The sequence below is a fragment of the Caballeronia sp. LZ035 genome (assembly GCF_031451175.1).
GTDB lineage: Bacteria > Pseudomonadota > Gammaproteobacteria > Burkholderiales > Burkholderiaceae > Caballeronia.
In genome coordinates this window covers 1,381,201-1,400,839 of record NZ_JARUXS010000002.1, presented here as the reverse complement: position 1 = coordinate 1,400,839, position 19,639 = coordinate 1,381,201, and the positions used below count along the sequence as shown (strand labels likewise).

Here is a 19,639-nt window from a genome sequence, read left to right as displayed (position 1 = left end):
AAACGCCGATAACCTGACTCACCGGAGACCTGTCATGCCGTCTGCGCTGGACAACATCATCGTGCTGGATCTGACCAGCTATCTTGCGGGCCCTTATGGATGCGCGCTGCTCGGCGACGTGGGCGCGACCATCATCAAGGTGGAGCCGCCCAGCGGCGACAACATGCGCCAGTATCCGTCCACCCTCGACGGCGAGAACCGCGCTTTCCTGGGCGCGAACCGGAACAAGCGCTCGATCGTGATCGATCTCAAGACGGCGGCGGGCCGCGAAACGCTGCACCGGCTGGTCAAGAAGGCCGACGTGTTCGTACATAACTTCCGGCCTGGCGTGGCCGAATCGCTGTCCATCGACTACGAGACCCTGCGCGGCTTGCGCGCCGACCTCATCTATTGCTCGCTGACCGGCTATGGTGAACGTGGCCCGCTGCGTCGTCATCCGGGATACGACCAGATGCTGCAATGCTTCACGGGCATTGCCCAGTCGCAGGGTGAAGCAAGCGGTTCGCCGCAGGTGCTGCGCGGGTCCATCGTCGACTTCTTTGCGTCGAGCCTGATTGCGTATGGCGTCACGTCCGCATTGGTGCATCGCTTGCGTACCGGAGAAGGGCAGCACGTGGAGGCTTCGCTGCTGCGTTCTTCACTGGCCTTGCAGGTCGGGCGTTTCATCTGGGCCGAGAACGAAGAGCGGGACGTGCCGCGCGAATCGTCGGCCGGCCGCGTGACAGGCGCGTTCCCGACGCAGGAAGGTTATCTGTATTTCCAGTCGAGCACGCCGGCGTTCTGGCGTGCGCTTTGCGCGATTCTCGGCCTCCCCGAACTCGCCGATGACCCGCGCTACGACACGCTGAAGAAGCGCTATGAACACGCCGACGTGCTGATGCCGCAACTCAAACAGGCGCTGCTGGCGCGGCCCGCGACGGAATGGGAAGCGCTGATGCTGGGCAAGGTGCCTGCGATTGCCGTGCGCGGCATCGAAGACATGTTCGACCATCCGCAAGTGCTCGCGGAAGATCTGGTCGTCGAGCACGAGCATCCGGTGGTCGGCAAGTACCGCGCGATGAACACCGCGGTGCGTCTGGGCGCGAGCCTGCAAAACACCACGCGCGCGCCCTTGCTGGGCGAGCACACCAACGAAGTGCTCGACGACTTCGGTTTCGATGCCGACGAGATCGAACGGCTGCGCAGCGAAGGAGCGGTGCGGTGAGTCCGGACACGCTGGCCAATCCCGTCGATGACGCCGTGACCTCACGCCGAAGCATTCGCGGCTTCCTGCCGCGCCCGGTATCGAAGCAGCAATTGCAGCACATCCTGGCCGTGGCGAGCCGTGCGCCGAGCGGCAGCAACATCCAGCCGTGGCGGGTGTACGCGTTGAGCGGAAGCACGCTGGACGCCGTGAAGAGCGAACTGACCGCGCTGCATGTCGCCCATGCGCCGACCGCGCCGGAGTACCGCTACTACGCCGACGAATGGCACGACCCGTACCTGGACCGCCGCAGGAAAGCGGGATGGGGGCTGTATCAGCTCGCGGGTGTATCAAGAGGCGACCATGAGGCCGCTCATCGTCAACGTGCCCGCAACTATCAGTTCTTCGGCGCGCCGGTCGGACTGATCTTCACGATCGACAGAACGCTCGGACGCGGCGCATGGCTGGATGTCGGGATGTTCCTGCAGAACGTCATGGTGGTGGCGCGCGGGCATGGTCTCGATACCTGTGCGCAAGCCGCGCTCGCCAATTACCCGGACGTGCTGCGCCGTCATCTGGGCCTGAAAGACAGCGAACTCGTGATATGCGGCATGGCGCTGGGTCATGCGGATCCCGACGAACCCACCAACACGCTCGTCACCGAACGCGAGGAACTGGACGCCTTCGTCACGTTCCTGGATTGAGCCGCAACTGAACAGCCGCAGCCATCGCGCGGTGTTTTCATCGACCGAAGAGGAATTGCATGATGAGTACGCAGACGCTTGAAAGAAGCCTTGACGAGACCGGCAGCGCGGCGGTTCGCAGCACCAATCCGATCTTCGGACCGAACAAGCTCAAGCTCGGCATTTTCGGGCTGAATGGCAAGGGCACGGCCAACACGCTCGTGCCCGAAGCGCATCGTCCGGAATGGCCGACCATCATTCGCGCCGCGCAAATGGCGGATGCGGCGGGCCTCGAAGCCATCGTTGCCTATTCGCGCTGGAAGGGCCACGAACTCGGCAAGCTCGACCATCCGTCGGGCGTGGTGCTCGATCCCTTCACATGGGCAGCGGGCGTCGCTCAGGCCACGCGTCATTCGGCCGTGTTCGCCACCTCGCATGCGCCGACCATTCATCCGGTCACCGCCGCGAAGATGTGCGCGACCATCGACATCATCTCGGGTGGACGCTTCGGGCTGAACGTGGTGGCCGGCTGGAACCGCCCGGAACTCGAGATGTTCGGCGCCCCGCTCAAGGAACACGAGGAGCGCTACGCCCATCTTGAAGAGTGGCTGAACATCGTCAAGCGGCTGTGGAGCGAAGACGAGGAATTCGACTTCGAGGGCGGGCACTTCAAGATCGTTCGCGGAGGCTCGCGGCCGAAGCCGGTGCAACGTCCGCATCCGCCCATCATGAGCGCGGGCAGCTCGGGCACGGGGCGTGAGTTCGCCTTGCGCAGCGCCGACATGTGCTTCGTGCAACTGGCTTCCACCGACCCGGCCGAACGTCGCGCGCATGTCGACTCCTACAAACAGCTCGCACGCGAGAAGTATGGCCGCGACGTCAAGGTGTGGGTGATGGGCAATATCGTGCAGCGCGACACCAACGCGGAAGCGGAGGCCTACGTCAAGCACTTCGCGATCGATCACGCCGACAAGGCATCCATCGACGCGTGGATCGACATGCAAAACGCCAACAGCAAGGCGCTTTCCCGTCCGGATCTCGACGCCCGCCGTCGGCGTGCAGGGATCGGCGCGGGCGGCACGCCGATCATCGGCGATGCAGACCGGGTCGCCGAACAACTCGAAGCGCTGTCGGATTGCGGGGTGGACGGTCTGCTGATCGGCTTCGTGGACTTCGCGGACGGCATCACGCGTCTGACGCAGGGCGTGCTGCCGCAGCTGGAAGCGAAAGGCTTGCGGCAGAAGTTCAGCCTGCCTGCCGCGCAGGCATGACGTTCCGCACATCGCGAGGAGACAGATCAATGTTGCAGATCAACGGCTGGATGAGCATCCCCGACATGTTCGCCAACAGGCTGTTTGCACGGGGCGGCTGGGACAGCGTGACGCTCGATGCGCAGCACGGACTATTCGACCATGCGACGATCGCCGCATCGCTACAGGCGCTGTCGGACGCCAGGCCACGGCGTCTGGTGCGGGTGCCGCGCAACGAGGCCGGTTACATCGGCAAGGTGCTCGATGCGAGCGCCGACGGCATCATCGCGCCGATGATCAACAGCGCCGACGAGGCGCGCGCACTGGCGGACGCCTGCTGGTATCCGCCAAAGGGCAGGCGCTCGTTCGGTCCGGTCCTCGCTGCGCTGCGCACCGGGGGCCTGCCGTATCAGAAGGGTCCGGCACAGGCCATCGACGTGCTGGCGATGATCGAGACGCGCGAGGCGCTCGATGCCGTCGATGACATCGCAGCCGTGGACGGCATCACGGGCCTGTTCGTCGGCCCGAGCGATCTTGCGCTGGCGCTGGGGCTCGAGCCGGGACAGGACCGGGAGGAAGCGCTGTTGCTGGACGCTTACCGCCGGATCATCGGGGCGGCGAAGCGGGCGGGCAAGACCGCTGGCATCTACTGCGCCAGTCCCGGCTATGCCAGGAAAATGGCTGAACTGGGTTTCTCCATGGTCACGGTCATCAGCGACGCCGCCGTGCTGAGCCGCGCTGCGGCGGCGGATTGCGCGGCCGTGCGGGAACCGGCCTGAGCACGGCGGAAGGCCGGCGTTCAGGTTCACACATCGATCAGAAAAACAGTTGGAGACATCGTGTATTCAAACTCTTCGTCCGCCACGGCGCACACGGCATCCGATGCCGTGTTCCGGAAGGTCACACTGCGCATCCTGCCGTTGCTGTTCATCTCGTACGTGCTCAATTATCTCGACCGGCTGAACATCGGCTATGCGCAGTTACAGATGAAGCAGGACCTGCATTTCAGCGATGCCATCTACGGGCTCGGCGCAGCGGTCTATTTCGTCGGCTATATGGCGTTCACGCTGCCGAGCAACCTGATGTTGCCGCGTATCGGAGCGCGCAAGACGATCCTGCGCATCATGTTCTGCTGGGGCCTTGCATCGGCCGGCACGATGCTCGTCAAGACGCCGATGCAGTTCTACATCGCGCGATTCCTGGTCGGCATGTTCGAGGCAGGGTTCTTCCCGGGCATCATTCTCTATCTGACCTACTGGTATCCGCCGGCACGACGCGCACGGATCGTCTCGATGTTCATGCTGGCCACCGTCACGGCGGGCTTCACGGGCGGCGTGGTGTCCGGCTGGATCCTGCAGAACATGGGCGGCGCATTCGGCCTCCAGGCATGGCAATGGATGTTCCTGCTCGAAGGGCTGCCCGCGTGCCTGTTCGGTCTGCTGGTCTACTGGCTGCTCGTCGACAAGCCGGCGCAGGCGCGGTGGCTGAACGACGCCGAAAAGGACGTCATCGCCCGCGAGATTGCGGAGGCCGGCGTCGCTCACGCGGAAACTCACGGCCCGGCCACGCGTTCGCCGTTCATGGAAGCGAAGGTCTATGTGCTGAGCTTCGCGTTGTTCTGCGCGTTGTGCGGATCCTATACGCTCGCCTTCTGGCTGCCCACGATGATTCATGAACTGGGCGTGAAGAATCTCCAGCATCTCGGCCTGTACGCGACCATCCCGGATATCTGCGCCGCCTGCGCGATGATCCTCTACGGGCGGCATTCGGATGCCCGCAAGGAACGTCGCTGGCATTTCGGCCTTGGCATGATCGTCGGTGCAGCGGCGTTGTGTGCCACCTCACTGACCAGTCACAGCCTGGGACTGTCGATCGCGCTGTTCGCCATCGCCAAGTCATGCATCTCGTCGTCGATTCCGATCTTCTGGGCCATGGCAACCGGCGTGCTGTCGGCGCGTGCCAACGTCGCGGGCATTGCCGTCATCGTCAGCATCTCCGACCTCGCAGGCGTCACGAGCCCGTTCGCGCTCGGCACGATCAAGACGGCAACCGGCAGTCTGAACAACGGCATCTACATGATCGGCGCGCTCATGGTGTCCGCCGCGTTTGCCGTGCTGATCGGGATCGCACGCTCGCCTTCCGCGCGGGATGCGCGTGTCGTGAATGGCACATCGAATGCCTGACGTCCTGATCGAACCTTTGTATCGAACTTCGTCGAACCCCGGAGACAAATGAATGACTGAAGCACCCATCAAACAGGACGCGAGTGCGCCGAAGTCGACGTTCGGCGCCTTGTCGGCCCCCGATCTCGAATGGCTCGACAAGGCCGTGCCCGAAACGATCCTGTTTCCAGACCTGCCGATCGTCGATCCTCATCATCATCTCTGGGATCGTCCGGGCTATACGTACTTGCTGCCCGAGTTCGCGGCCGATCTGGCGACCGGCCACAACGTCGTGGCAACGGTGTATGCCGATTGTTCCTCGATGTACCGCGCAAGTGGCCCCGAAGCCATGAAGCCCGTGGGCGAAACGGAGTTCGTGCTCGGCCAGCGGGCGCAATCGGCGAGCGGACAGTACGGTCCGACGCAAGTCGCTGCGGGCATGTTCGGTCATGCGGACCTGCGGCTCGGGCGCGCGGTGCGCGAGGTGCTCGAAGCGCATGTCAACGTCGCGGAGGGCTTCTTCAAGGGCGTCCGGCTCCAGGCCAACTGGGATGCGAGCAGCGCGATCAGGAGCGGCAGAACAGCCAGTCCGGGCTTATTGAAGGACGCCGCGGTACGCGAGGGAATGGGCGTGCTGGCCGAGATGAATCTCGTGTTCGACTGTTATGCATTCTTCACCCAGCTCGATGACGTGGCCGATGCCGCCGAACATTTCCCTGGTCTGACGATCGTCCTCAATCATTGCGGCGGCCCGCTGGGCTATGGCCCTTACGTGGCCAACAAGGAAGAGAACTACGCCAGATGGCGACGCGGCATGGAGCGCATCGCGCGCTATCCGAACGTGGTGTGCAAGCTCAATGGCGTGCTGAACCGTTCGGCGGCGTTCGACTATCTGCATGCCGAGCGGCCGATCGATTCCACCGCGCTGGCCGATTTGTGGCGACAGTGGATCGAACCGTGCATCGAAGCGTTCGGCGCAGAACGCTGCATGTTCGAGAGCAATTACCCGGTCGAGAAGGTCGGCGTCTCTTATGCGGCGTTATGGAACGCGTTCAAGCGCCTCACGCAACACGCCAGCGACGACGAACGCACAGCGCTCTTTTCCGGAACGGCCAGCCGCGTATATGGACTCGATCTGAGTCCCGACAAGCGCGTATGAGGCCGTGACGCCGCGTTGACCTGCGGCAGCCGGCCCCAGACATCGGGGGCCGGCGATGTCATCGCTCGCGCGTGATTCAAGGCGCGAGCCCGCTTTCCCTTCACCCTGTGTTCATGCACTTCGGCGCCATGCGTCGAGGTGAGTCTTGTCGCGCGCGCACGGTGCGATCGGGAAGCAAAAAAGAAACAGAACAGGCGCTCATTCAAACCGCCTGCCAATAACAATTCAATGGAGATCGAGTCATGAAAAAGAAGTCGCTTGCCATCCTTTCGCTGCTGTGCGCCGCATCCGTCGAGGCACAGGCACAGAGCGGCGTGACCTTGTACGGCGTCGCGGATGCCGGTGTGCTGTATGTCAACAATCAGGGCGGTCATTCGGCATGGCAGGCCGCCAGCGGCAACCAGCAGCAGTCGCGCTGGGGCTTGCGGGTCGTCGAAGATCTCGGCGGTGGTCTCAGCGCCATCGCGCAACTGGAGAATGGCTTCAGCGTCATGAACGGCAACGCACTGCAAGGCGGGCGAGAGTTTGGTCGCCAGGCTTTTGTGGGGCTGTCCTCGCAGACGTTCGGCATGCTGTCATTCGGGCGGCAGTACAACCCGATGCAGGACATGCTGTCGCCGCTCACGGCCGCGATCACGACGGACTCGTCGGTGTACAGCGGCCATCCGCTCGACAACGACAACACCAGCAATACCTATCGCGAGAACAATACGGTCAAGTACAAGAGCGCTGTCTATGGCGGCTTTCAGGCTGAAGCGATGTATGCCTTTTCGAATGCGCCAGGTTTCGCGGCGAATCGCTCCTATAGCTTTGCCGCCAGTTTCAAGCAGAGCGGGCTCACGCTGGCGGCCGCCTATATCCGGCTGACTCAGCCTGCCTTCGTGCGCGATGGCAGCGGAGCCACGTCCTCCGATAACTACTACAGCCTGTCCGTCACGCCGGCTCTGGCGACGGCGCAGGTCGTCCAGCAATTCGGTGCAGGTGGCGCGTATGTGTTCGGACCGGCGACGATCGGCCTGATCTATACGGGCGCCATCTTCGAACGGCCGTCTGCCGGATCGCTCTTTTCCGGCACGACGGGCAGCGGTGGAGAGACCGGCTCGGTCAGGTTTCAGAATATCGAAGGCAATGTCCGCTATTTCTTCACGCCGTTTCTGGTCGGCAGTGTGGCTGAAACCTATACCCATGCAACCCAGGGCGAGGGTTCGGGAAACTATTGGCAAACCAGCCTCGGACTCGAATACTTCCTGTCCAAGCGCACGAACGTTTATGTCAGCGCGCTGTATCAAAGAACCTCCGACAATCTTCATGCTTGGATGTTCTTGACGGGCGCGCCTTCGAGCACGCAATCGCAGGTGGCCGGAGTCGTGGGCGTCCGGCACAAGTTCTGACGTCTGCGGTCTGCGCGCGCCTCAGCTTCGCCGCAGCGCTTCCACTTGCCGTTTCCACAACGTCCACGGCCGTTCCATCACGCCGAGATTCGTCTCGGTGCTGGCGCGGCCCTCGCCTTCATCCAGATAAGTCACCTCCCCGCCCAGCGCAATCGCCTTCTGCTGCATCCCTGCATTCAGCTCGGTATAGATAGCGCGATAAACCGCCGCCGGCAACGAAGGCCCTGTCGCCACGAAGCCATGCCCGCGCATCAACGCCACGTCCGACGCCCCCAACGTCTCCGCCAGCGCACGCCCTTGCGCGCCGTTGCGCACCAGCATGTCTGTACAGCCGAAGCAATGCCGAATATCAAAAACCGGCGATCCCGTCGCAAGAAAGCCCGCCATGTGATAAATGGGCCGCAGCCGCACCGACGAAGCCGCGAACGGAATCACCGAAGGCGAATGGCTATGCACCACCGCCTGCACGTCGGGCCTTGCGCGATAGATCTCCGCATGTATCCACGTCTCCAGATAACGCTTGCGCGTGTCGCCGTCCACCGGCTGGCAATCGAAATCGAGGGTGAGAATGTCATCGGGCTGCACAAGCTCCGGCGCCATGGACTGCGCGATCAGAAACCGCAGCGGGTCACGCGGATCACGCACGCTGACGTGACCAAAGCCATCGAGCACTTCATGCTGTGCGAGGATGTGATTGGCGGCGGCGAGGTCGTCGAGCAGGCGCGGCATATCGAGCGCGTCATGCGTGACCGGAGCGGCGATGTAAGTTGTGTTCTGCGTCATGTTCAAACTCTTCGGGTAGAGAAAAAGTCAGACGCGCACGGCGGCCGACATCTCGATGGGAAACAGATCTTCAGGCGCGAGCCGTCGATGGCACACGCCCTGTTCATGCGCATACCGCAGGAAGGCATCGAGCGTGACGCGATTCGGCTCCACGCCATACGGCCAGGGATCGCCGCCGAACAACTGGCGTGCCTCATCGGCGCGCGCGTTCATCCACGGCAGCGGAAAGTGCGAGCAGGTGATGTCCGCAAGCCGCTGGAGACTGTTCTCCTTCGCCTGCGTGAACGCCTTCAACAGATTCCCGGCAATCCATCGATGCCGCTCGAACACCTCGCGCCGCAGCACGATCAAATGCATGATCGGAAAGATGCCCGTCGCGCTGAAATACGCGCGCTCCACCGGCTCGAACGGTTCGAACATGCGCACGATGTCATCTCCACGGCCGGGCGGCGGCGCGGGCGGACGTGCGCTCAGAATGGCGTCGATATCGCCCGCGAGCAGCATCGCCGTCAGCGACCGCTCCGGCACCGGCCGATACCGCACGCCCTCGGGCACGCGCACCTCGACCTTCTCGCGGCGCCCCGCCTGATTCACACCAGCCTGAACCCATTCCACTTCCTCGAGCGGCACATGCTGATCGTGCGCCAGCCAGCCGCGCGAATACACCGACGCCGTCTGCGCCCACTCCGGCACGCCGATGCGCTTCCCACGCAGATCGCCCGGCCGCTCGATGCCGCCCCCGCGCCGCACATACAGCGAGGAGAGCCGAAACACGCGCGACGGAAACACCGGCAACCCGATCAGCCGTTCATCGCCCTGCGAGCGCAGCGAGGCGTACTTGCCGAGCGACATCTCGGACACGTCCCACTCCTGGAAATGCGTCGTGCGATAAAAGATCTCCTCGACCGGCAACACCGTCGGAATCAGGTCGATCCCTTCAGCCTGCACGCGCGCGTCGAGCAGGTCACGCACGTGGTCGTAGTCATTCACAGCAAGCGATAGCGTGAGCCTGGGCATGTCAGTGTCCGAAGGCGGTGGCATCGGGCAGGCGTTCCGGCCGCTCGACGAGAAAGACCAGCAAGGCCGCCGTAACGAGCGAGGCCGCGAGCACGGAGAACATCGCGCCGGGACCGCCGGTTGCCTGCTGAAGCACGCCGGAGATGGCCGGCCCGCACATGGCACCGAAGCGCGCGATGCCGAAGAACACGCCCACGCCGGTGCTGCGAATCTCGGTGGGATAACTGACGGCGACGAGATTGTTGAGCACCGTCTGCGTGCCGATCACGAACATCCCCGCAATCACGATGATCCAGAAGACCTGCGCGTTCTCCAGGAGCGCAAGCATGCCGATGGCGCTCGCGCCGAGCAGCCACGCAATGGACATGGTGAGGCGCCGGTTGCCGGTGCGATCCGCGACGAACCCTGAAAGCAGACTGCCGAACGCCGATGCAAACACGAGCAGCGAACCATACGCGAAGCTATGTGAGAGATTCTCGCCGCGCTTGAGCAGGATGGTCGGCAGCCAGCCGGAGAGTCCATACGACGAGAACAGCGAGAGCGCGCCCATCGCCCAGAAGCACAGCGTCTGGCGGCGAAAGCGCACAGCGAACAGCGCGCGGAACGAGCCGGCTTTCACCGTAGGCGCGGGCACGACGAGTTCGGCCGCGCGAAACTCCGCCGCGCGTGCGGGCCAGAAGCGCGTCAGTTGCGTGCGCACCTCGTCCATGCGGTTGCGGCTGCCGAGGAACGCGATGGATTCCGGCAGCACGAATTGCAGCACGACCGCGAGCGCCATCGCCAGCGCGCCGGTGTAGTACATGCTCTGCCAGCCGAAGCGCGGCATCAGCCAGGCGGCGATGAAACCCGAGCAGGTCGCCCCGCCAATCCAGCCGAGCGAAAAGAAGCCGATGGTAAAGACGTTGTTCGAACGCTTCGGCGCGATCTCGTTGATGTAGGTCACGCACATCGGCATCAGCAGTCCGAGCGCGAGGCCCATGACGAAGCGCAGCGCGACGAACGAGGACAGGTCGTGAGCGAAGAGGGCGATCGCGAGGCTCATTGCGCTCGATACCCACACGCCCGGCAGGATCACGCGACGTCGTCCGAAGCGGTCGCCGAACAGGCCCGAGACCGCCGAGCCGATCGCGAAGCCGCCCAGCCCGCACGACAGCAGCAGGCCAATCTGGCTCGGCGACAGATGCCACGCCGGCGTCACGTCATGAACGATGTACGACGCGTTGTAGAGATCGAAGCCGTCGTACCAGAGGATCAGCGCCAGCATCAGCGCGAGGCGGAAGTGATAAGCACCGAGCGGCGCGGCCTGCAGCGTCTCGCGCAGGTCAACCCGATTGCGCTGAGCCGGCGTGGTGTCCAGGGTCATGCGGTGTCTCCGGATATCGGTGGCTTCTCGTTCGAGCCGGATGACTCGCGATGGCCTTTTTCATGTTCCGGAGCTCACTTTACTGATAGCCTTTATGGCGATCAATATTGAGTTTTAAAATCAATATAAAGAGATTGAAGCTGTTGGGGATCCAGAAACATGAGTGACGGAAACTGGAACGACGTGTTGAGCTGCGAGGAAGCGCTGGCACGACTGAACATCAAGGCCGCGACGCTCTATGCCTACGTCAGCCGCGGACTGGTGCGCGCGACGCCCCACGAAGACGGACGCAAGCGGCTGTATCTGCGGCGCGATATCGAACGGCTCGCCGCGCGCAAACGCGGCCGCGCACCCAGCGGCGCGGTGGCGGAATCCACGCTGCGTCTGGGCGATCCGGTGCTGCATTCGGCCATCACACAAGTTACGCCGCACGGGCCGCGCTATCGCAATCGTCTGGCTGTGGATCTCGCGAGTTCAGGAGCCGCGTTCGAATCGGTCGTCCATCTGCTGATGACCGGCGTGTGGCAAAGCGGACTCGCCGTGTGGGCGCCCATGGAGACGCCGCCCGACGTGCTGCGCGTGCTGTCGGTGCATGAAGGCGGGGTGGCGAGCGGCGATATCGGCGCGCTGCTGGGCATGGTGCCCTTCGCGTTGGGCATGCAGGGACGCGGCACGCGCGAGATCGCCGATGGCGGCGCGGTACAGGCCGCGCGCCTGATGTTGCAGAGCATGGCGGGCTGCGTCGGCTTCCTCGGGCCTGCGCGCGTGTTTTGTCCGCGTGCGGCCGATGAAAGCATCGCCGGACAGATCCTGCGCGCGGCGGGCGCGGCGGTCACGCCCGGGACGCTGCGCGCGCTGGGCACGGCGCTCGTCGTGCTTGCGGACAACGAACTGGCGCCTGCCACTTTCTCGGCGCGCGTGGCGGCATCGACGAATGCGGACATCTTCAGTTGCGTCGCGGCGGCCATCGGTTCGCACATCGGCTTCTCCACCGGAACGGGCACCGAGAAGGTCGAGACGTTGCTGCTATGCGAACCGTTGTCGGCGCTGGAGTCGCGAGCGGACCGCGTGCGTGAGTACGGCGCGAGCCTGTTCGGCTTCAATCATCCGCTGTATGCCGGTGGCGATCCCCGCGCGGACCTGATGCTTCAGGCGGCCGCCGAAGTCGCGGCGCACACCGGCTGCCCGCCGGCTGCCCGCGAAGCCACCGGGCTGACGCTGGCCTTTCTCGAACGCATGCGGCGCGAACTGGACGCGCACCCTGGCGTGGCGCTGGGTCTCGTGACGCTGGCCCGCGCGCTCGGCTTGCCGGACGGATCGGCAACGGCCATCTGGATCGTGAGCCGCACGGCCGGATGGGTCGCGCATGTGATGGAGCAGCGGACGCAGGCCTTTTTGCTGCGTCCGCGCGCGAAGTATGAGATGTCCGCTTCCGGCGATTCCGGCGCGCTGGCTTGATGAAGCGAATCAGGTCGCGACGTCCAGCACGATGTCGAAGCCGGGCCGCATTTGCTCGGCCAGCCACGTGCCTTCTTCCTGATCCTTGACGAACGTGATGAAGACGTCGTCCGGGCGTTCCGCGTGAGGCATGGCAATGCTCCACGCGCCATTGCCGTCCATGCGCAGGGTTACGCTGAACGACGCGCTCTGGGTTGTTGCAGACATGGCGCCTCCTCGAAAGGCAAACACATCGCCGTCAATGACATGACGGCTCTCTCAGTCATTTTTTCGGTCTTCGCCGAAGATTTAACGTAATTCTGCCCGAGAAGAAAGGTCTGCTGGAAGCTTTTTAGGGTCGCTTTCGGACGCAAGCCCGCGCGACAGCATGCTGAGGAAGCGGATCAGCGCTCGTGATAGACGGCAAGCCAGACGCTGGGCTCCGACTCATGCGTCCACGCCACGCGATGCCGGCAATGCGGCTCGATCAGCACGTAATCGCCGGGACGCAGGTGGCGACGGCTCGCATCGGCTTCGAATTCGAGCACGGCCGCCCCCGACAGCAGCACGACCCATTCGGCGCGTGGGTCGTCGTACCAGAAACCTTCCGGGCTGGCATGACCCATCGACACGATCCGTTCGACCGTGACGCCGGGCGCGTTCGCAAGTGCATCGACCTGTTCTTCCATGCTGCTGCGCTGCGTTTGCACGCTGAAAAGATTTCCGCTGCTGATTTGCATGTTCTGGCCTCCGTTCAAGTCAATCAAAAGAATAGTCCAGCGAAGAACGCGACCCGCACAAAAGCGATAGGATCATCACAAAACGACGCGCGTTTGTTGTGATCATCTCGTTTACACCCGTCCTGATAGGGGTTAAATGTGATTGACGCACCAAATGCGTGATGCGAAGATCACAACCCACATCGCGCATCACGACGCGAACCATAAGAATTCGCCCGCGCGGCGAAGGAGACAACAGATGAGTGAGCCGGTTGCGGTCGCGGCCGCTTCATCGGCCCGTGCGCCCTTGATCCGCGTCGCTGGCGTCACCAAGAAATTCGGCGGCGTCCAGGCGCTGCGCGGCGTGAATCTGGAAGTGCTGCCAGGCGAAGTGCATGCGCTGCTCGGCGAAAACGGCGCGGGCAAGTCCACGCTCATCAAGATCCTGAGCGGCGTCCATAGCTACGACGAAGGCTCGATCGAAATCGTCGGGCAGAAGGTCGCCTTCGATTCCCCGGCCAAGTCGCGCGAAGCCGGCGTGGCGGTGGTGTATCAGGATTTGAGTCTGGTCGAATCGCTTTCCGTCGGGGCCAATCTCATGCTCGGCCGCGAACCGCGCACGCGCTTCGGACTCGTCCGGCAGCGCGAACTCATGGCGCAGGTCAGCGCCTTCCTGCGCGAACACCACATTCCTTTGGATCCCCGCGCTCCCGTGGATTCCCTGCCGTTCGCGTACCGGCAGATGACGGAAATCTGCAAGGCGCTGATGGGCGACGTGCGCGTGCTGATCCTCGACGAACCCACGTCCGCGCTCACCGGCGGCGAGGAGCAAATTCTCTTCGACGCCATCCGCACCGTGACTGCGCGCGGCGTCGGCGTGATTTACGTGACGCACCGGCTGAACGAGGTGTTCCGCATTTCGCAGCGCGTGACCATCTTCCGCGACGGCGCGAACGCCGGCCATTTCGTCACCGCCGAAACCGACATGAAGCAACTCGTCGCAGCCATCGTCGGCCCGCGTCATGCGGCGATGCAGGCGCGCCAGGAGACCACTGCCGGCACCGCGCCGACGCACACGCCGTCCCGCACCGAACCGTCGACCAGCCCGCCCGTGCTGACGCTTTCGCACGTCAGCAACGCCCGTCTGCGCGACGTGAACCTGACGGTCCACAAAGGCGAGGTGCATGGTCTGGCGGGCTTGATCGGCAGTGGCCGCACCGAGATCCTGCAAACCATCTTCGGTTTGCTGCCGGTTCAGGACGGCAGCATCGAACTCGACGGCCAGCCGCTCGCCGCCCACCGTCCCGCCGATGCCATCGCGCGCGGCATCGCGCTCGTGCCGGAAGATCGCCATGTGCAGGGACTCGTGCTGGACCATTCGATCGAACGCAATCTGACCTTGCCGCGCCTGCCGCATTTCTCGCGCGGCGGGTGGCTGCGCGCGCAGGCCGCTGCGCAGCAGGCCTTGACCGCGATGAAACAACTCTCAGTGAAAGCACCCGATGCCGCGACGCGCGTGAAGTTTCTCTCCGGCGGCAATCAGCAGAAGGTGGTGTTCGCGAAGTGGAATAACCCGCGCCCGCAGGTGCTGCTGCTCGATGAACCGACCGTCGGCGTGGATGTCGGGGCGCGCGAGGAGATCTACGGCGTCGTGCACGATGCGGCGCGCGCGGGCACCGGCGTGATCGTGGTGTCCTCGGATCTCGACGAATTGCTGCGGCTTTGCGACCGCGTGTCGATTGTCGTGGAAGGCGCGATCCGGCAGACCGTCGAACGCGGAGCCATTCGACACGCCGAAGAACTGCATCACCTCATCCAGACCTTGCGCACTCACGAAGAGCCTGCAACATGAACGATTCCGTCTCGCCCACGCCGCTGCCCGCCGGAGAACAGGCCGCATCGCGCCATTCGCGCGCGTGGCGCATCGCGCGCACGCTCGTGCAGGGCGACCGGCCCTACATGCTGTACATCGCGTTCACCGTGCTGCTGGTGGTGTTCAGCTTTGCATCGCCGTGGTTCCTGTCGATCGATAACTTCCTCAACATCGGCCGGCAGACCGCGCTGGTGTCGATCATCGCGATCGGCATGACCTTCGTCATCATTGCGCGGCAGATCGATCTCTCGGTGGGCTCGTCGCTCGCGCTGTCCGGCATGGCGGCGGCGCTGGCGATGTCGCATGTCGGCGACAGCTGGATCATCGGCGCGATTGCCGGCATCGGCACGGGGGCGATCGTCGGCGCGATCAACGGACTCGTGACGACGCGCCTCAACATTCCGTCGTTCCTCGTGACGCTCGGCTCGCTCTCGGCGGCACGCGGCCTCGCGCTGATGGTCACCACGACGCGCCCCGAAATCATCACCAACGACACCTTCATCTCGATCTTCGGCGAAGGCTCGGTCATGGGCGTCCCGGTGCCGATCCTGTGGACCTTGCTCGCGGTCATCGGCGGCGTGCTGTTGCTGCATTACAGCGTGTTCGGCCGGCGTATCTATGCCGCGGGCGGCAATCCCACGGCCGCGCTGTATTCGGGCATCAACATCCGACGCGTGACCACGCTCGCCTTCGTGCTGACCGGCGCGCTCGCAGGCTTGGCCGCGCTCGTGCTGTCCGCGCGTTCGCATGCCGCGCGGCCGGATGTCGTGCAAGGCATGGAGCTGGACGTGATCGCCTCGGTCACGCTCGGCGGATGCAGCCTGTTCGGCGGACGCGGCTTCATTCTCGGCACGCTGCTGGGCAGTCTCATCATCGGCACGCTGAACAACGGACTGGTGCTGCTCGGCGTGAGCTCGTCGCTGCAACTGGTCATCAAGGGCATCATCATCGTCGCGGCCGTCGCCTTCACGCGCAAATGAGCGTGAATCAACGCACATGAGCGCAGCGCGCGCGATCCCATAAGAAGCAGGAGACGCAGTAACAAGACGACCAACGGAGGGAAGTCATGAAACATCGTCGTGGATCTGGGGCAAGGCTGGCAAGCGTCGCAGCGGCGACGACCCTGGCACTGTGTGCAGCGCAGGCCTTCGCGCAATCGTGCGAGAAACTGCCGGTGGCATCCATCGGGCCTGCGGGCATCGTCGGACAGGGGCCGAACGGCGAGAAGGCCGCATCGTCCGATGCCGTGAAGCTGACAGACGCCGAGGCCGCGAAGGTCAAGGCCGGCAAGTTCAAGGTCGGCATTTCGATGCAGACCATGAACCTCGACTGGTCCCAGCTGCAAGTGGCGGGCATCACGGACACGCTCAAGAAATACGGCGTGGAAGTGATTGGCACGGCATCGGCGGAATATCAGGTGGACAAGCAGATCGCCGACATCGAGAACACCATCCAGCGTCATCCGGACGGCATCATTTCGATTCCCGTCGACGGCACGGCCACGGCCGCGACCTACAAGAAGGTCTCGCAGGCGGGCATCAAGCTCGTGTTCATGGACAACGTGCCGAAGGGGCTGAAGCATCCGCAGGAATACGCGGCGATGGTTTCCGCCGACAGCGAAGGCAACGGCCAGATCGCGGCGAAGGTGCTGGCGTCCTGCGTGCCGAAGGGCGGCACGGTCGGGCTGGTGAACTTCGGCGTGGACTATTTCAGCACGACGGAGCGCACCAAGGCCGTGAACGACTGGCTGAAGAAGAACCGGCCGGACATCAAGATCAAGCAGGTGGCGTTCACGGATCCGTCGAAGGTCGGGCAGATCGCGGGCGACTTTCTCACCGCGAATCCGGATGTGAAGGGCGTCTTCGCGGTGTGGGATCAACCCGCGCTCGACACGCTGACCTCGATGCGCGCACAGGGCATCAATACGCCCGTGACGACGGTCGATCTCGGGCTGGAATCGGCCATCGAGATTGCGAAGGGCGGGCCGCTCAAGGCGACCGGCTCGCAGCGTCCGTACGATCAGGGCGTGGCCGAAGCCATGGCGATGATGAAGGCGCTGATTGGCCAGACACCGCCTGCGTGGATCGGCGTGCAGTCGTTGCCGGTGGTGCAGTCGAACGTGCTGGAATCGTACAAGACGGTGTTCAAGAAGGATCCGCCGTCGCAACTTGCGGACGCGTGCAAGAAGGCGGCGCCGGCATGTAACTGAGGCTTGTTCAGGGAAGCAAGGGAGAGCGAAGTCCTGGCGGGCTTCGCTCTTTTGCATTGCAGCTCACGCGTGTCAGTGCGCCAAACTTTGGCACAGTTGTTTACAAACGCCTTCTAATTCGTCAGAATCGCGCTTCTTAAATGCGAATGGTTCGCATTTGATGAACTCGAGAACTGGGAATTAGATGACTTCAGCAGCGCGCGATGCCGCGAAACGCGGCAGTTGGACCTTGCGGCCTTCGACTTGTGCGGTCCTTCTGCTTTTTGCGAGCATGCAGCCGGCGCTGGCGCAGCAGGACGCGGCGTCCGCGCCTGCCGAAGCAACGCTTCCCGCCATCGCCGTGACGGCCAAGACCGACAGCGATCAAGGCCAGCACCTGCACGATGAAGTCACCGCCGGCGCGCTCGGCAGCCGCTCGCAGCTGGACACGCCGTATTCGACGACCATCGTCACCGGCGAGGATCTTGCGGATCGCCAGGCCAAGAAACTCGGCGACGTCTTCGCGCAGGACGCCTCGGTGTCCGACAACAGCAACCCGTATAACGCGTGGGCGAGCTACATCACCGTGCGCGGCATGCAGCTCGACTGGCAGAACGGCTATCGCATCGACGGTCAGCAGATCAACGCCTATGGCATCACGATGCCGTACGAGCAGCTCGAAAGCGTGCAGTTGCTCAAGGGTCTGTCGGGCTTCATGTACGGCTTCGGCGCGCCCGGCGGCGTGGTGAACTACGTGACCAAGAAGCCGCCCGTCGGCGACAGGCGGATCATGAGCGTGGACGTCGGTTATGCGTCCACCAATGTGTGGAGCGAACATCTGGACGTCGGCGGCCGCGTGGGGCCGGACAACATGTTCGGCTATCGCTTCAACGCGACGCATGAGGAAGGCAAGACCTATAACGACGGCAACGTCCGCCGCGACTCCTTCTCGTTCGCCGCCGATGCGCGCCTCACCCGCGATCTCACCGCCACCTTCGGCGCGTTGTATCAGGAGCGTCATGCGTCGGGCATCACCACCGCGATTTCAACGACGCAACTCACGGGCGTCGGCAATGCGCTGCCCGTGCCGCTGAGCGGCGGCAGCAGCACGCTGGTCACGCCGGATCAGCATCTGAACACCAACTTGCAGATCTACACGGCGGGCCTGCGCTACAACCTCAACCCGGACTGGACCGTCACCGCGAGCTACAGCTTCAGCAAGAGCACGCGCTATCGTAACGAAAGCACTTTCTATCTGACGGATCTGGCGGGCGACTATAACGACACGCGCTTCGAAGGCAAGGAAGGGCATCAGCTGAATCAGTGGCAGGTCATGGCGGAAGGTCTCGTGAAGACCGGGCCGTTCGCGCATCAGCTGGTGTTCGGCGCGTCCTATCAGAAGCAGACCAGCGACAACACCGCGAACGCCTTTTACGATCAGATCGGCACCGGCAATCTCTATCAGCCGAACGTCAACCGCTATGACAGCTCCGGCTTCTATACCTATCGCAACGCGGATATCGTGCAGAAGGCGCTGTTCGCCAGCGACACCATTGCGCTGACGTCGCGCTGGTCGGTGCTCGGCGGCGTGCGCTTCACGAACTACGAGCAGCACGGCTATGGCCTCGACGGTTCCACGACCTCGACCTATTCGAAGAACGGCGTGGTGACGCCGTCCGTCGCGCTGATGTACAAGCTCACGCCCGGCACGACGTTCTATGCGAGCTATGTCGAATCGCTCGAGGCGGGCAACGTGGTCGGCACGACCTACGCCAATTCGGGTGCGGTGCTCATCCCGCTGCGCAGCAAGCAATATGAAGTCGGCGTGAAGACGCAGAACGAGCGCTGGAGCGCGACGGCCGCGCTGTTCCGCATCGAGCGGGGCGCACAGTATGCGAACAGCGATAACGTCTTCGTGGAAGATGGCGAGTCGGTGTTCCAGGGTATCGAAGCCGGCACGGACGTGCGTATTGGTCGTGACTGGACCATCGGCGGCGATGTGATGTGGATTGCGACGAAGTACAAGAAGGGCTCGGACTTCGACGGCAATCGCGTGGCGGGCGCACCGGGCTTCGTTGCGGCGGCGCATGTCAATTACGCGGTGCCCGTCGTGCCGGGTCTCACGCTCGGCGCGGGCGCCAAGTTCACAGGCAATACCAGCCTGCGTCCCGCCGGCGACATCAAGGTGCCTGGCTATATGCTCTACAGTCTCGGCGCGACTTACACCACTCGGGTCGCGGGCCATACGGTCGGCGTGCGTGCGGCTATCGACAATCTGACCAATCGCCGATATTGGGAATTCCAGTACGCAGACTATATCCAGCCGGGCGAGCCGCGCACCGTATCGGTGAATGCGAGGCTTGAATTCTGAGCGACGACTCGACGCATTCGACTGATGTAAAGCCATCCGCCATGCCCGATTGAGACGATC

17 protein-coding genes are annotated in these 19,639 nt (G+C 63.6%); 12 read left to right on the top strand and 5 right to left on the bottom strand.

Annotated features, from left to right (window positions below):
* Window positions 1–34: 34 nt before the first annotated feature.
* The 7 genes from QCE88_RS22015 (at window position 35) to QCE88_RS21985 (ending at window position 7,828) form a co-directional block, all read left to right on the top strand.
* Window positions 35–1,204 carry a CoA transferase gene (locus QCE88_RS22015; protein WP_309906089.1) on the top strand — a complete coding sequence of 390 codons (1,170 nt, stop codon included), beginning with the start codon at window positions 35–37 and terminating at the stop codon, window positions 1,202–1,204.
* Window positions 1,201–1,887: a nitroreductase gene (locus QCE88_RS22010; protein ID WP_309906087.1), complete on the top strand. Its 687-nt coding sequence runs from the start codon at window positions 1,201–1,203 to the stop codon at window positions 1,885–1,887. Before QCE88_RS22015 ends, QCE88_RS22010 begins: the two co-directional genes overlap by 4 nt.
* Window positions 1,888–1,946: 59 nt before the next feature.
* A complete protein-coding gene (locus QCE88_RS22005) occupies window positions 1,947–3,137 on the top strand; it encodes an LLM class flavin-dependent oxidoreductase (protein ID WP_309906085.1) in 1,191 nt (396 codons plus the stop codon).
* Window positions 3,138–3,166: 29 nt separating this feature from the next.
* A complete protein-coding gene (locus tag QCE88_RS22000; RefSeq protein WP_309906083.1) occupies window positions 3,167–3,895 on the top strand; it encodes an aldolase/citrate lyase family protein in 729 nt (242 codons plus the stop codon).
* A gap of 60 nt (window positions 3,896–3,955) precedes the next feature.
* A complete protein-coding gene (locus QCE88_RS21995; RefSeq protein ID WP_309906081.1) occupies window positions 3,956–5,299 on the top strand; it encodes an MFS transporter in 1,344 nt (447 codons plus the stop codon).
* Between the two features lie 52 nt (window positions 5,300–5,351).
* On the top strand, window positions 5,352–6,437 hold the full coding sequence (locus tag QCE88_RS21990) for an amidohydrolase family protein (RefSeq protein WP_309906079.1): 1,086 nt from the start codon (window positions 5,352–5,354) through the stop codon (window positions 6,435–6,437).
* A gap of 242 nt (window positions 6,438–6,679) precedes the next feature.
* Window positions 6,680–7,828 carry a porin gene (locus QCE88_RS21985; protein WP_309906077.1) on the top strand — a complete coding sequence of 383 codons (1,149 nt, stop codon included), beginning with the start codon at window positions 6,680–6,682 and terminating at the stop codon, window positions 7,826–7,828.
* A gap of 21 nt (window positions 7,829–7,849) precedes the next feature.
* On the opposite strand, the gene QCE88_RS21980 is transcribed toward QCE88_RS21985, so the two are convergent.
* The 3 genes from QCE88_RS21980 to QCE88_RS21970 are packed head-to-tail and all read right to left on the bottom strand — an operon-like array spanning window position 7,850 to window position 10,991.
* Window positions 7,850–8,611, bottom strand: coding sequence for a class II aldolase/adducin family protein (locus QCE88_RS21980; protein ID WP_309906075.1), 762 nt, complete (start codon window positions 8,609–8,611; stop codon window positions 7,850–7,852).
* Window positions 8,612–8,638: 27 nt separating this feature from the next.
* On the bottom strand, window positions 8,639–9,628 hold the full coding sequence (locus QCE88_RS21975; protein WP_309906073.1) for a 4,5-dihydroxyphthalate decarboxylase: 990 nt from the start codon (window positions 9,626–9,628) through the stop codon (window positions 8,639–8,641).
* A 1-nt stretch (window position 9,629) separates the two neighbouring features.
* Window positions 9,630–10,991, bottom strand: a complete 1,362-nt coding sequence (locus QCE88_RS21970; RefSeq protein WP_309906071.1) for an MFS transporter — start codon at window positions 10,989–10,991, stop codon at window positions 9,630–9,632.
* Between the two features lie 159 nt (window positions 10,992–11,150).
* Between QCE88_RS21970 and QCE88_RS21965 the strand changes: the two genes are divergently transcribed.
* The gene (locus tag QCE88_RS21965) at window positions 11,151–12,449 is read left to right on the top strand and encodes a citrate synthase (protein ID WP_309906069.1); all 1,299 of its coding nucleotides are present in this window, start codon (window positions 11,151–11,153) and stop codon (window positions 12,447–12,449) included.
* 9 nt (window positions 12,450–12,458) lie between these two features.
* On the opposite strand, the gene QCE88_RS21960 is transcribed toward QCE88_RS21965, so the two are convergent.
* Window positions 12,459–12,656, bottom strand: a complete 198-nt coding sequence (locus tag QCE88_RS21960; protein ID WP_309906067.1) for a hypothetical protein — start codon at window positions 12,654–12,656, stop codon at window positions 12,459–12,461.
* Window positions 12,657–12,832: 176 nt separating this feature from the next.
* Window positions 12,833–13,168, bottom strand: coding sequence for a cupin domain-containing protein (locus QCE88_RS21955; RefSeq protein WP_309906065.1), 336 nt, complete (start codon window positions 13,166–13,168; stop codon window positions 12,833–12,835).
* Between the two features lie 238 nt (window positions 13,169–13,406).
* Between QCE88_RS21955 and QCE88_RS21950 the strand changes: the two genes are divergently transcribed.
* The 4 genes from QCE88_RS21950 to QCE88_RS21935 all read left to right on the top strand — a co-directional run bounded on the left by QCE88_RS21950 (window position 13,407) and on the right by QCE88_RS21935 (window position 19,579).
* Window positions 13,407–14,999, top strand: coding sequence for a sugar ABC transporter ATP-binding protein (locus QCE88_RS21950; protein WP_309906063.1), 1,593 nt, complete (start codon window positions 13,407–13,409; stop codon window positions 14,997–14,999).
* Window positions 14,996–16,000, top strand: a complete 1,005-nt coding sequence (locus QCE88_RS21945; RefSeq protein WP_309906060.1) for an ABC transporter permease — start codon at window positions 14,996–14,998, stop codon at window positions 15,998–16,000. Before QCE88_RS21950 ends, QCE88_RS21945 begins: the two co-directional genes overlap by 4 nt.
* Before the next feature lie 86 nt (window positions 16,001–16,086).
* Window positions 16,087–17,229, top strand: a complete 1,143-nt coding sequence (locus tag QCE88_RS21940; protein WP_309906058.1) for a substrate-binding domain-containing protein — start codon at window positions 16,087–16,089, stop codon at window positions 17,227–17,229.
* Window positions 17,230–17,500: 271 nt separating this feature from the next.
* On the top strand, window positions 17,501–19,579 hold the full coding sequence (locus QCE88_RS21935) for a TonB-dependent receptor (protein WP_309906056.1): 2,079 nt from the start codon (window positions 17,501–17,503) through the stop codon (window positions 19,577–19,579).
* The last annotated feature ends 60 nt before the right edge of the window (window positions 19,580–19,639 follow it).